Raw genomic sequence first — 14,185 nt, 5'->3', positions numbered from 1 at the left:
AAAATAGGGTTTCTACAAAGCCTATTTTTTATAAAACATTTTTTATTAAAGTTTTTTAAGAAATTAAAGCCTTAATATATAAGCTTTTCCTTTTTTTTACCAAAACTTTTATATAGTATTTTAGGGTTATATAAGAGTGTTAATTATAAAATACACCATTAATTATTAGGAATTATTAAGAATAAACCACAATTTTTTAATTGTTTTTAAATTAAAGAAAAATGAATTTGAATTGTGTAAACTCTTTAAATTTGTTCTTAATAAAATTTTATCTAATTAAACCTATTTTGGTAAAATGGTGTTATTGAAATAAAAAAAGAGGTGAACGATGATAAAAGATAAGCTAAGGCCTGTATTAATACTTTTAGTATTATCCTGTACAGTAATTGGTGGCTTATCCTGTGTTTTCGCAAATAGTGATTCAAACATCACGGATGTCGGAACGGGTATAAACACTAATAACAACTTAAATACTGTTAACAGTTCAGGCAGTGTAAGTGACATAAATACATCAACCCTTCAAAATAATAACCCTTCAGATGTTGGGGTTAATCAAAACAATGATTCATTAACTGTTTCAAGTTCAAGCAAAACTAATTTACAAAGTACTGCTTCAAAGAATGAAACAAAATCATCTAATAATAAATTAGCTTCTAGTGTTCAAAACACTAATATAACAGATAATAATGGTTATGAAAATAATTCAAACCTTATAAATCATGTTGATAGTGTAAGTAATGATTCTAATTTAGCTAGTACAAATCTAAATCAAACTGTTCAAGTTTCAAATATTACTCTTAATGAGTCCTTCTTAATAACTGATGACTTTGAAGAAGTTTACGGTGAAGGATTAAATTATACAGTTAGGTTAATAGATGCAAATGGAAATCCTATAATAGGTCAACATATTGCATTAAATTTATCTAATCCATTAAATGGTTTAAGTAAAGTTTATTGGGCTACAACAGACATATTAGGTTATGCTTTTTTACAAATTAATTTATATCCGGGAAATTATAATGTAAAAGCTACATATTATGGTAATGATATTTTTAGTTCAGTAAGTAATGAATTAAATGAGATTATCGTTTATAATCCTGGAGAAATAACTAACACAACAAACAATACAACTGATTCATCAAACAATACTGATGAAATTATTCAGAATAATACATTAAGTGTAAGTGACATATTAAATATAAGTCATACAGTTTCAGATTACATTAATAATAATCATAAATTACCTGAATTTGTAACTATAAATGGTCAAAATTACACTTTAAGTCAATATGCATACTTTTTAACAAGTGCATTATTACAATTACAAAATGGTAGTGATAATTCAATAAATATAGAAAATATATCACAACCAGCAGGATCCATAAATTCAACAGTTACTGGTACTTTAACTATAAGCCAAGTTATTAGCATGGCTAACCGTATTAATAACTATATGTTAACTAATGGATTAGCTCCTGCATATGATTCATCTAATGGTTTAGGACAAATAAGTTATGAAAACTATATATATGTTTTCTCTAAAACTTTAGCATTTTACCAAACCTATAATAGATTACCTAACACAGTAAGTGTTAATTCCTCAGTGTTTAATACAAACACTATTACAAATGTAACTAATAATACTAATTCCGGTATTTATGAAAATGCTAGTGTTAATAGTACTATAAATATTACAACAAGTACTACCAACTCTGGAATTAATGATTTAAATACAAAAAATGATACAAGTGCATATTTATCTGCAACAACTAATTGTGAAGTAAATAATGCAGCAATTCAATCTTTAGCTAAAACATTAACTGCTGGTTTGAATAATGATTTAGATAAAGCAATGACAATTTATAATTATGTAAGAGATGAGATATCTTACAGTTATTATGCTAACACTAAATATGGTGCATTAGGCACATTAAATAAAGGTTATGGTAATTGTGTAGATCAAGCAAGTCTTGTAATTGCTTTATTCCGTGCTGCAGGATTACCAGCTAGATATGTTCATGGTAAAAATTGTGTATTTAGAAGTGGACTTGTAACTGGACATGTTTGGGCTCAAGTTCTTGTTGATGGAGTATGGTATGCTGCAGATTGTACAAGTAGATATAATAGTTTAGGTACTATTGTGAATTGGAATACTAATTCATTTAATCTTGCAAGTATTTCTGCTAGTATTAGTTTCTAAAGAAATTTTAATAAATTTAAATTTTTCTTCTTTTTTTTAATATTTTTTATAAAGTAATTTCAAAATTAGTAATTTTTTAATAAATTTAATAAGTAAATATACATCACACTCTTCAAAGTAGTATATTTAATAATTAACTTAACTTAAATTAAATAATCAATGTAAAATAAAATAAGAAAAAGCTAAAGATATTAATTTAATTAAGTATTAAAATGATTATTCTATTTCTAAAAAAAGTTAAAAAATAAAAATTTAAAAGATTAAATTTTAATAATACTTTTATCCCCTATTAAAGTTTTTGCAAACTCAGTAGCAGGTTCATTAACAATCTTTTCAGGAGTATCATACTGATCAATTTGACCATCTTCCATAATAATTACTTTATCCCCTAAACTAACTGCTTCATTAATATCATGAGTTACGAAAATAAATGTAATATTAGATTCTTCATGGATTTTCTTAATTTCCTTTTGTAATTGTGTACGAGTAATAGCATCAACAGCACCAAAAGGTTCATCCAGTAACATGATTCTAGGTTTAAAAGCTAAAGCACGAGCTAAACCAACTCTTTGAGCTTGACCTCCACTTAACTCATGAGGGAAATAATCAATATATTTCTCATCAAGATTAACAATCTTCATTAACTCACGGACTTCTTTATCTAACTTTTCCTTATCAATTTTTTCTGATAATTCAGGAACATAAGCAATATTATCCCGTACAGTTAAATGAGGGAAAAGAACATTACCTTGAATACTGTAACCAATATTACGACGTAACTTAATAACATCCCTATTCTCAATATTTTCTCCATCAATAAGAATCTCACCACTATCTGGAGTAATTAATCGATTAATCATTTTTAAAGTAGTTGTTTTACCACAACCAGAAGATCCAATAATAGTAATGAAAGCACCCTTATCAATTGTAAGATTTAAATCTTTCACAACTACATTATCTCCATAAGATTTAGTAATATTCTTAAATTCTATAATTGGTTCCATTAATCTACACACTCCTTTATTATGCAAGTCCTTTTTGTTTAAGGAATTCATTTGCAACAACTTTTGGATCTTTTTTCTCAACATCAACTTCATAATTCATATGAATCATATCTTTCATTGAGATTTTATTGTTAAGTTTCATTAATGCAGATCTCATTTCAGGGTGTTTCTGTAGTTCATCCTCTCTTATTACACTTCCAGCTTCATAAGATGGGAAATAATGCTTATCATCTGTTAATACTGTGATGTTTGGATTTTCTAATCTTCCATCAGTAGTATATACAATAATAGCATCTACTTTATTTTGTTCAAGAGCATCATATTTTAAACCAATATCTATATCAGTTGTACTTTTGAAGTTGAACCCATAATCTTTACATAATCCTGGGTAACCATCATCTCTTTGGTAGAAATCTGGTTCTGCTCCAAAATCGACTTGTGATGAGATTTTTGCAAGATCACTATATGTTTTTAAGTTGTGTTCTTCTGCAAATTCTTTGTTAACACCAATTCCGTATTCGTCATTGAATCCGTACATTCCTACCCATGTTAAATTATATTTTTCTTCATATTTCTTTTGTAATTGATTGAATAAACTTGGATTATATATACTTTTTTCTTTCAGTACTTGGTTCCAAGCTGTTCCAGTATATTCTGGGCACATGTCGAATTCTCCACTTTCCAGTCCGGGAACTATGTAACTCACTCCTCCAGCAACTCCAGGTGTTACTTCTACATTTAAATCTGTACTATTTTCTATAACGCCTTGTAAGATATATACTAATACATATTGTTCTGTCATTGGTTTTCCTGCTATGTGAATAGTATTATTTGCATTGTTTTCTTCTAATACTACTCCTGCAGCACTTACTCCAACAATAATGATAATTAACAATGTTAATATTTTCTTGTTAAAAAAAACATTTTTAAATTTTTCTATTCTAAGAGATTTTGGTCTACCAATTTGAACTAATTTTTCAACTTCACCTAAAATCCAATCTATTACAAGTGCAACGATTGCAATGAGTAAACTTCCTGCAACGGTTAATGTGATATTGTTAGTGGTTATACCACGATAAATTGCAACCCCAAGTCCACCTGCTCCAATAAATGATGCAATACCTGCTAAAGCTATAGTCATTACAACCATAGTACGTATAGCATTCATTATATGTGGTGTAGCTAAAGGTAATTTGATTTTACGTAAAATTTGTTTGTTTGTACTACCCATTCCTTTTGCAGCTTCTATAATATCTTTATTAATATTAGTTATACCTGTGTAAGTACCACGAACCATTGGAAGTAATCCATAAATTATTAACGCAGTTACTCCATTAATATCACCAATACCTACTAATGGTATAAGAAAACCGAATAAAGCAATAGAAGGTATAGTATATACAAAATTAACAACACTCAATATCCATTTGTTTTTAGGGTATTCACTAGCTATAATCCCTAAGATTAAACCTATAATGATTGCAATTATTATTGCAGTAAAGCTTAATTCTAAGTGTTGAAGTGTTAACTGAAGGAATAAATCTTTTTGTTCTACCAAACAATTTAAAACATCTGTTAAAAACATTTAAATTTTCATCCCTTTTTATATTTTTATATAAAAATAATCTAATTAAAAATAATAAAAAATTTAGTAAAAAAAATAACAAACTTTTAGACCATAAGTCAGTATTACTTTTAATTATTTAATATTATGATTAAACTAGTATATATAATATATGTAAGAAAAAAACATAAAAACATAGGAATTTGAAAATATAAGGAAAAAATAAAAAAAATATAAAATAAAAAAAGACACAGACAAAAAAAAAAGGATTAAAAAACAAAATAAAAAAAATTAAAAGAAAATTATATAAAAAGATAAAATATAATAATATTTAAAAAATAAAATTTAAAGGGGAAAAACTTTGGTAGTATACTGCGGAAATTGTAATTATCCAAACAAAGACAATGCAAAAAAATGTATTAACTGTGGATATGAATTTACTGAAATAGAAGAAATTGAAGATGAAGAAGTATATGAAGATGATTTACTATTCTTAATATTAAATAATTTATTATGAAAAAGGGAAAAGTATTTTATATAATAAAAAATTTAAAGAAAAAATACAAGAAAAAAATGTGTTATGATTAAAATGACCCAAAACATTAAAATATATAAATATGGTAATAAAATAGGTGAATATAAAATTACAGATAAAGACTATAATTACCTAATAAAAGATTCAAAAACAAAAAAACCAAGTCAAATAAAACTAACACCCACAATAATTGAAAAATCAATCCAATTCTTAAAAAAAGAATCAGACAATCTAAAACAAGAATTAAAAAATAATGATTTGGGTGAAAAAAACTTAAATGATGAAGAATTCAAAACATTAATGCAATCATACAGATACAGTAAAACATTTCAAGAAAGATTACTAGAATTACAAGAAACAATGGAAGATACAGACTGGTTCTTAATAAAATTTTCAGATGAAAAAATAAGTTTAGAGCATGAAATTTTAGAAATATAAAAAAAATAATTAGGGGATTGTTTAAAAATGAGTAAAGCTTTTCAAAGTGAAGATAACGAAGAAACTGAAACTAAAAAAGAAGCCGAAGAAATATTAGAAAACTTAACAGATGAAGCCATAGAAGAATTATGTGAAAATCCAGATGTAACATTAATTCAATGCTTCACAAATGAAGAATTAACAGATGAAGTAGAAGAAGAATTCATAATACTATTTGAAAAAGAATACGATGTTGAATTAGAATAAAAAAAATAAGTATATAAAGATCATGGGATTTAAAACACCTGAACAAACATCACAAATTGTAGCAGATATAAGTGCGAAAAAATGTTACTCCTCAACAGGAAAACTAATAATATTAAGCTTTCTTGCTGGAGCTTATATGGCATTAGGTGGGATGATAGGTGAAATAGTATCTTCAGGATTATATAATACTGGAATGCCAGCAGGATTAACAAATATGGCATTCAGCACAGTATTTCCAGTAGGTTTAATATTAATAGTACTAACAGGATCAAACCTATTTACCGGAAACATATTCATGTTAACATTCGGATACATGGATAACCGATTCAAAATAAAAGATTTACTAATTGATTGGACAGGAACATACTTCGTCAACCTAATCGGAGCCCTATTTGTAGCATTCATCTTAGCTTACTATAGTGGCATAATGACTGTAGAACCATTTAAATCAACAGCAATTATGATAGCATATGCAAAAGCATATGGAGGAGCGGACTTATACTTTCACGGACATATCCTACATACCTTAACATTTATACAAGCATTCATAAAAGGAATAGGATGTAACTGGTTAATAAGTCTTGGAATATTCATGGCAACATCAGCAAATGACTTAACAAGTAAAGCCGTGAGTATATGGTTAACATTGTTCAGCTTCTGTGCATTAGGATTCGAACACGCAGTAGCTAATATGTACTTAATACCTATAGGAATGCTACTAGGCGCACATATAAACTTCCTACAATTCATCACAAACAATTTAATACCAGTAACCCTCGGAAACGTAGTAGGGGGAGCAATATTCGTAGGCTGCGCCTATGGATTTTTATACCTAAAAAAAGGAATATAAAACAAAACTTTTTAAAATTATAAAATACTATTTTTTTGATTTAAAATGAATAAATTGAACATTACATCTTTTCTAATTTTTTCATAAACAATTATATATTTAATAATCCTAAATTAATAATATATACTAAATTCTAAGTGGAGTGTTTTAAACATGAAAGAATTATACGTAGTTGCTGCAATAATCAAAAAAAATAATAAAGTTTTAGCAACTAAAAGAGGATATGGGGAATTTATAAATTTATGGGAATTTCCTGGAGGAAAAATTGAAAAACACGAAACTAAAAAAGAAGCATTAATAAGAGAAATCAAAGAAGAATTAAACATAACTATTAACATAAATAAATTTGCCTTAGATTTAGAATATAAATATCCCGATTTCTATTTACACATGTCTTGTTATGAATGTACAATTAAAGAGGGTAAAATTGAACTTTTAGAACACAATGACGGAAAATGGTTATCAAAAAATGAATTAGACACAATAAAATGGATCCCAGCAGACATTACTATAGTTAACTATTTAAAAGAAACACTCACAAATTAAAGGGGAATAAGAAAATGGATTATGATACACATATATTAAATGGTGTAAAAACAGCATTTATCAATGAAGATTATGATTCAATTAGTGAATATAAACCCAAACTAATTTACAATAACAATTCCGGCCATAAAGTACTTAATTCTATAAAAGATAAATTACATCAATGTGATGAATTTTATATAAGTGTAGCATTCATCACTATGGGCGGTTTAACCCCTTTACTTCAAGACTTTAAAGAATTAGAAAAAGCAAATATTAAAGGAAAAATATTAACAACAGATTACCTAAATTTTTCAGAACCAAAAGCATTAAAAAAATTAAACTCCTTCTCTAATGTTGAAATTAAATTATACAGTCAAAAAAAACATGGATTCCACACCAAAGGATACATTTTTAAAGACAAAAACATTTACTACAGTATAATAGGAAGTTCAAATTTAACATTAAATGCTTTAACTGTTAATAAAGAATGGAATGTTATTTTCACATCATTGGATAATGGAGAAATCTTAAATGACATACAATCAGAATTCGATAATTTATGGGAAGAATCAGATAATTTAAATGAAGTAATATCCGATTATGAAACAAAATATAATGAAAATCAAAAGTTTAAACCACAACGTGAAAATTTAAATAATACACCAAGAATTTTAGCACCAAACTCAATGCAAAAAGACTTCTTAAAAAATCTTAGAGAATTATATAAAAAAGGCGAAAACAAAGCATTACTAATTTCAGCAACAGGTACAGGTAAAACATATGCATCAGCTTTTGCAGTTAAAGATTTTAACCCAAAAAAATTCTTATTCATAGTTCATAGGGAACAAATAGCTAAACAAGCTTTAAAAGCTTATCAAAAAGTATTTAAAAATATGGATAAAAAATTTGGTTTACTTACAGGTAATAAAAAAGATAAAAATGCAGATTATCTTTTCTCAACAATTCAAACATTAAGTAAAGAAGAAGTTTACACTAGTTTTAATAAAGATGAATTTGATTATATTATAGTTGATGAAGTTCATAAAGCAGGAGCCTCTAGTTATATTAAAGTTTTAAATTATTTTCAACCAAAATTTTATTTAGGTATGTCTGCATCACCGGAGCGAACTGATGAATTTAATATTTATGAATTATTTGATTATAATGTAGCATTAAATATAAGATTACAAAATGCTTTAGAACAAGATTTAATATGTCCTTTCCATTACTTTGGAATAAAAGATATAGAAATTGATGGACAATCTTCAGAAGATGACTTAACCGATTTTAATTATTTAATCTCAAGTCAAAGAGTAAACTATTTGCTGGAAAAATCGGAATACTACAATTATTCTGGTGATAGAGTTAAAGCATTAGTATTTTGCAGCAGAAAAAAAGAAGCAAAAGAATTATCTGAAGAATTTAATAAAAGAGGGCATCCATCAATTGCCTTAACTGGTGAAGATTCTCAAACTAGAAGAGAAGATGCAATATATCGTTTAACTGATGATAATGCTGAAAATAAGCTTGAATACATTTTTACAGTTGATATTTTCAATGAAGGGGTAGATATTCCTGAAATCAACCAAGTACTATTAATTAGACCAACACAATCATCTATCATATTTATTCAACAATTAGGGAGAGGATTAAGAAAATATGAAAATAAAGAATATGTTGTAGTCTTAGATTTCATAGGAAACTATAAAAATAATTTCATGATTCCTATAGCTTTATCAGGAGATAAAACATATGATAAAGATATTATTCGTGAGTATCTAATGGAGGGGAATAGAATAATACCTGGATCTTCTTCAATAAGTTTTGATGAAGTAAGTAAAAAAAGAATATATGACTCAATAGATAATGCTAGTTTTTCAAGAATATCTTTATTTAAAGAAAAATATCAAAATCTTAAATTTAAATTAGGAAGAATACCTCTATTAAATGATTTTTATGATAATAATGAATTGGATCCTCTTTTAATTTTAAACCATACGAGTATAGATTCTTATTATTCTTTTTTGAAAAAAGTGGATAAAGAATATTCAGAGTTTTTAAGTGATATTGAAGTTAATTATTTGAAATTCATCTCAAAAATTTTAGCAAATGGTAAAAGACCACATGAATTATTAATTTTAAAATATTTAATTTATCAGGGATGTTTCACAATAAATAATATACTTATTGATTTAAAAAATGATTATAATATTTTTAATGAGGTTAATTCTATTATAAGTTCTATTAATATATTAAACTTAAATTTTTTTGTTGATAAAGAAAAAGAAAAATATGAAAATGTAATCTTTTTTAAACAGGAAAATAATGATTTTAGTAATATTAATGAAAAAATTTTTATTTCAAAGGATTTTAAACAATTATTATCGCATAATGTTTTTTATACTCATTTAATGGATTTAATTGATTATTCGCTAAAAAGATATCAGGATAAATTTAGTAAACCAACTGGAAATGTTAATCTTAAGTTATTTGAAAAATATTCACGAAAAGATGTTTGTAGGTTACTTAATTGGCCTCATGATGATAGTTCAACCCTTTATGGTTATAGGATTAAACATAATACCTGCCCAATTTTTGTAACTTATAAAAAAGATGAGGATATATCAGATACCACTAAGTATCAAGATGAATTTATAAATAAACAATACTTTTCTTGGATGACCCGATCTAAGATTAGATTAGATTCTAAAGAAGCCCAATTAATTAGTGATTATGCGAATTCTGGTTTAAAAATATATTTATTTATTAAAAAGAGTGATGATGAAGGTAAAGATTTCTATTATTTTGGTACTGTAACACCTCAAGAGTCAAATCAAACAACAATAAGTGATAAAAATGGAAAATTATGGCCAATTGTTAATTTTAAATTTAAATTAGATTATAGTGCTAGAGATGATTTATTTAATTATTTTATTAAATAATTATAGGAAATTTTTTTATCTAATAAAAATAAAATTTATAATACTTAATTTATAAAAAAAATGGATTTTGGTGATAATTTATGCCTTTAATTACTATAGCTGGGAATGAAGGAATTAGTGTTGATAAAAAAAGAAAAATGGTTAAAGATATTAGTGAAACTGTAGCTGAAGCTTATGATTTACCTGTATCAGCGATTACTGTTTTAGTTCAAGCTTATCCAAGTGAAAGTGTTGGTGTTGGTGGGAGTTTATTAAGTGATTTATTAAAAGAATAAATTACTTAATCTTTTTTTTTTAGAAGTTTGCTTCAATTGTTTTTATTAAATTATATATTGTTTTATTCACGCTTACATCAATATTATTTTTTTCTCCAAGTTCTATGATTTTTCCTGTTAAATAATCTATTTCTGTTTTATGCTTTTTTTCTATATCTTGTAATGTTGATGATTCGTGATTATAAGTATCAGGGACTAATTTATTGTAAAATATTTCTTCATATTCTTCTGGTGTTTCCCATAGTGTTTTGTAAGCTGATGCTTTGATTACATTAAATATTTCTTCAATTATTTTATTCATAATATTTTTACTATATTCATTTTCTATGAGTTTCCCGTAATTTACTTTTAAAATTGCTCCTAATGGGTTTAGGGCACAATTATATAACATTTTTGCCCATAAGTATTCTCCTATTTTATTTGTAGTTTCTGATGGTATTCCTGAAGCTGATATTTTTTCGGTTATTATTTTTACGGGTTCTAATGAACATCCTTGTAGTGATCCTATGAGAATAGGTTCAGTATGTACTGTAATCTCACTAATATTACGTTCTGGTCTTTTAAAACCAGTTATTACTCGTGCTGAGTAAACTTGTTCTTTTTTAAAGTATCTTAAATAGGGTTCATTGTTTCCAAAACCGTTTTGGAAAATTATTATATTTGCATCTTTTTTTAGGATTCTTCTATTTTTATCTAATTTTTTACTTATGTCATCATTTGCTATAGTTTTGCTGCAGATGAATATATAATCAAAATTGTTATTAGGTAATGATTCGTAGTCTGTATATACTGTATATTCATCTTTAGAGTAAGATAAGTGTTTGAATAATCCTATTCTTTTTATTCCATTTTCTAATTTTTTTGCAGTTTCTTTTCTTGCAATAAAGGACACATCTACATTTTCAGATATCATACTTGCTCCTAATGCTATTCCTATTGCTCCTGTTCCATCTATTAATATTTTCATTTTCTTAAATCTCACTTATTTTAAATAATTTTCATGATTTTTCATTTTCTATTATATTTACATTAAAATAAAGAATATTTAAAATTTTTTATACAAATTTTTTTTATTAATTTAATTATTTAATAAGAGTATATTTTATTGATTTTTTAGATAAGATTTAATAAGTTTGTTAAAGAAAAACTATTATAAGTTAATTCTTTCAATTTTAATAAAATATTAAGGAGATGATGATTTTTTATGGTGAAGCTTTGTCCATATTGTGGTGCAGAATTAAATGCTAATGCTAAATTTTGTGATATTTGTGGTCATGACTTAGAAAAATCAGTTCCTGTTAAAACTAAAACTGAATTTAAATCCAATAATGAATTTATTGAGGAAACTTTAGTTAAAAAGATTGATGAATCTGAAGCCTCCCCTGAAGATGAAGGTAAGAATAAGGTTAAAAAAGTTTTGATTGTTGTTGAAATTATTGTTCTTATTTTTGCTGTTATTGGTTTTATTTATGCTAGTGGAGCTTTTACACCAGAATATAAGATTCATGTTACAGGTTCTGTTTTAACTGTTGCTGGTGATAGTGATGATCCAGTTTATGTCTATTCTGTTAAGGGTTTAATTTCTAATATGCCTGATGATATTGGTAGTTATAGTATTGTAACTAGTTTTTATGATTCAGATAATGATTTAGTTTCTAAGCAAGTGTATAATCTTAGTACTGCTTATGAAGGTATGTATACTGATGGTATGTTAATGGGTGCTTATTTTTCTAGTTCTTATGTTAATATGAGTCATGTTCAAATAGAATTTTTAGATAAAAATAAGCATATTCTTGATAATACTACATATAATTTTAATATGTCAAAAATGCATGATAGAGACTTTTAAAATCTTTTTCATTACTTTTTTTTAATTTATTTTTCATGAATTTAATTTTTTGCTTTCTATTTTTTTATTAAATTTAATGAATAACTTTATAAAGTTTAATAAATATATATTATAATTGAATTTTTTTAAAGATTATTAACTCTTTATTTTTATTTAAAAAAATATTAATTTTTTATAATTGAGGGGTAGAAATTTAATATGTTAAGTGAAAAATTTAATAAAGAACAATCTGAAAATTTAATGAATTATCTTAATACTAATTTTCCAGAAATAGATGATATTGATTATACTTTTACTGAAGATGGTTCTGCTTTGAAATTAAATGCAGATTTTACAATACCTGAAAAACATAAAGTAATTAATGCAATAAAATATATTGAGGATTCTATTAATACTAGTTTACTTACAATGGTAAGTATTAATGGTAATAAATACATGCTGTATAAATTTAATAAAAACTAATTTTTTCTTATTTTTGATTTGTTTGCTTTTTTTAACTATTTTATTATTTATTTGCTCTTTTTTTTATTTTAAACTATTTTTTTTTATTAAAAATTTTTTTTAGAAAAACTTTAATACAATAAAAGATATTAATTATTAATATACTATCCTAATTAATCATTATTAATCATTAAAAATTTTAAAGTTTTGATTTACAATGTATGAATTGATACATCAATTTAAAAAATCGGGAAAAATTAAAATCCGATTTGAAAAAAAGGAAGACCTCCTTAATATTCCATCTATTTATAAAACTGTTGAAAAATTCAGTTTAGCTGAAATTTATGATCAAATAGATTATGGGATAACTGTTTTTAAATATTTACCTGAAAAAGATGATTTCCTTACTTTATATTCAAATGACTCTTTTTGGGATTATTTTACACCTGATTTTCATAAAAAAATGCAAGGGTGCTTATTAAGCGAAATCATAAATAACAAAAATAATGAAAATTTAGTAAAAAAAAGTTTAAATAAAAAAACTGAAGGAAAATTAAAATTATATGAAAATAGTCATCTTTTAAAAATTTGGTCATTTAAGATTATAAATCAAGGTGATTTAACTTATTTCTGTATTAAAGAATTAACTGATTATTATATTGAAAAAAACAAGGAAGACACCATATTCAACAACTCCCCATTTCCAACATTAAACATTAATAAAGACTTAAAAATAATTAAAATCAATAAATCTTTTAAAAATTTATCCGGATATTCATCAAAGGATTTTAAAAGTTTAAATTTTGATAAAATCGCTCATGTTATTAACTCTAAAAAATATGAAGGTTTAAAACTTAGCGAAATATTAAACATTGCATTTAAAAATCATTTAGTTAATGATAATGTTGAATTAGTATTTCTAACTAAAAATAATGAAGAAAAAATTGTTAATGCTTATATTACAGCTTTAAATAAAAATATTATTCAAATCTATTTTGAAGATTTATCCCAATTAAGAAAGTCTGAAAAAAATACTAAAAGAATTTCTAAATATTTAAGTCAAATCCAAGAAACAAGTAAAGTTGCATTAAACATTTTCAAAGAAGACTATTATTATTGGACTGATGCAATATTTGATATTTTTGAAATCGAAATTGAAAATCGTGTTTATAATTCCAAAAAATTATTTATCTATGATTATGTTACACCTAAAAATAAGAAAATTATTGATGATAATCTTAGAGCTTTAACCTATGATAATCCGGTTACATTTGAATTTAAAGCAATAACGGTTTTGTAGAAACCCTTTATTT

14 protein-coding genes are annotated in these 14,185 nt (G+C 25.1%); 11 read left to right on the top strand and 3 right to left on the bottom strand.

Annotation, left to right across the window (positions count from 1 at the left end):
• Window positions 1-328 precede the first annotated feature (328 nt).
• Window positions 329-2,200: a transglutaminase domain-containing protein gene (locus BP997_RS04380; RefSeq protein WP_413828898.1), complete on the top strand. Its 1,872-nt coding sequence runs from the start codon at window positions 329-331 to the stop codon at window positions 2,198-2,200.
• Window positions 2,201-2,460: 260 nt separating this feature from the next.
• On the opposite strand, the gene BP997_RS04375 is transcribed toward BP997_RS04380, so the two are convergent.
• Window positions 2,461-3,204, bottom strand: coding sequence for an ABC transporter ATP-binding protein (locus tag BP997_RS04375; RefSeq protein WP_413828896.1), 744 nt, complete (start codon window positions 3,202-3,204; stop codon window positions 2,461-2,463).
• A 19-nt stretch (window positions 3,205-3,223) separates the two neighbouring features.
• Window positions 3,224-4,789: a glycine betaine ABC transporter substrate-binding protein gene (locus BP997_RS04370; protein ID WP_413828894.1), complete on the bottom strand. Its 1,566-nt coding sequence runs from the start codon at window positions 4,787-4,789 to the stop codon at window positions 3,224-3,226.
• Window positions 4,790-5,129: 340 nt separating this feature from the next.
• Here BP997_RS04370 and BP997_RS04365 point away from each other — a divergent pair, with 340 nt between their 5' ends.
• From BP997_RS04365 to dmpI, 7 genes are all read left to right on the top strand, one after another.
• Window positions 5,130-5,285, top strand: a complete 156-nt coding sequence (locus BP997_RS04365; RefSeq protein WP_413828892.1) for a zinc-ribbon domain-containing protein — start codon at window positions 5,130-5,132, stop codon at window positions 5,283-5,285.
• Window positions 5,286-5,348: 63 nt separating this feature from the next.
• Entirely contained in the window at window positions 5,349-5,741 is a 393-nt protein-coding gene (locus BP997_RS04360; RefSeq protein WP_413828462.1) for a hypothetical protein, read from the top strand.
• 27 nt (window positions 5,742-5,768) lie between these two features.
• Window positions 5,769-5,987: a hypothetical protein gene (locus BP997_RS04355; protein ID WP_413828890.1), complete on the top strand. Its 219-nt coding sequence runs from the start codon at window positions 5,769-5,771 to the stop codon at window positions 5,985-5,987.
• Window positions 5,988-6,009: 22 nt separating this feature from the next.
• Complete coding sequence (locus BP997_RS04350) at window positions 6,010-6,837, top strand: formate/nitrite transporter family protein (protein ID WP_413828464.1); 828 nt, start codon at window positions 6,010-6,012, stop codon at window positions 6,835-6,837.
• Between the two features lie 153 nt (window positions 6,838-6,990).
• Entirely contained in the window at window positions 6,991-7,383 is a 393-nt protein-coding gene (locus BP997_RS04345) for a (deoxy)nucleoside triphosphate pyrophosphohydrolase (protein WP_413828888.1), read from the top strand.
• Window positions 7,384-7,397: 14 nt separating this feature from the next.
• Window positions 7,398-10,307 (top strand): DUF3427 domain-containing protein, encoded by a 2,910-nt coding sequence (locus tag BP997_RS04340; protein ID WP_413828466.1) that lies wholly within the window; start codon window positions 7,398-7,400, stop codon window positions 10,305-10,307.
• 80 nt (window positions 10,308-10,387) lie between these two features.
• Window positions 10,388-10,582 carry a 4-oxalocrotonate tautomerase DmpI gene (gene dmpI, locus BP997_RS04335; RefSeq protein WP_413828886.1) on the top strand — a complete coding sequence of 65 codons (195 nt, stop codon included), beginning with the start codon at window positions 10,388-10,390 and terminating at the stop codon, window positions 10,580-10,582.
• A gap of 19 nt (window positions 10,583-10,601) precedes the next feature.
• On the opposite strand, the gene BP997_RS04330 is transcribed toward dmpI, so the two are convergent.
• A complete protein-coding gene (locus BP997_RS04330) occupies window positions 10,602-11,549 on the bottom strand; it encodes a ketopantoate reductase family protein (protein WP_413828884.1) in 948 nt (315 codons plus the stop codon).
• A gap of 237 nt (window positions 11,550-11,786) precedes the next feature.
• Between BP997_RS04330 and BP997_RS04325 the strand changes: the two genes are divergently transcribed.
• The 3 genes from BP997_RS04325 to BP997_RS04315 all read left to right on the top strand — a co-directional run bounded on the left by BP997_RS04325 (window position 11,787) and on the right by BP997_RS04315 (window position 14,172).
• Window positions 11,787-12,431, top strand: a complete 645-nt coding sequence (locus BP997_RS04325; protein ID WP_413828469.1) for a zinc-ribbon domain-containing protein — start codon at window positions 11,787-11,789, stop codon at window positions 12,429-12,431.
• Between the two features lie 198 nt (window positions 12,432-12,629).
• A complete protein-coding gene (locus tag BP997_RS04320) occupies window positions 12,630-12,893 on the top strand; it encodes a hypothetical protein (protein ID WP_413828470.1) in 264 nt (87 codons plus the stop codon).
• 196 nt (window positions 12,894-13,089) lie between these two features.
• A complete protein-coding gene (locus tag BP997_RS04315) occupies window positions 13,090-14,172 on the top strand; it encodes a PAS domain-containing protein (RefSeq protein ID WP_413828882.1) in 1,083 nt (360 codons plus the stop codon).
• Window positions 14,173-14,185: the final 13 nt, after the last annotated feature.

Source organism: Methanobrevibacter sp. UBA412 (assembly GCA_002495685.1).
In the GTDB taxonomy this organism is placed as follows: Archaea; Methanobacteriota; Methanobacteria; order Methanobacteriales; family Methanobacteriaceae; genus Methanobrevibacter_A; species Methanobrevibacter_A acididurans.
The sequence above is the reverse complement of the archived record's forward strand: the minus strand, read 5'-3'. Positions and strand labels throughout refer to the sequence as shown.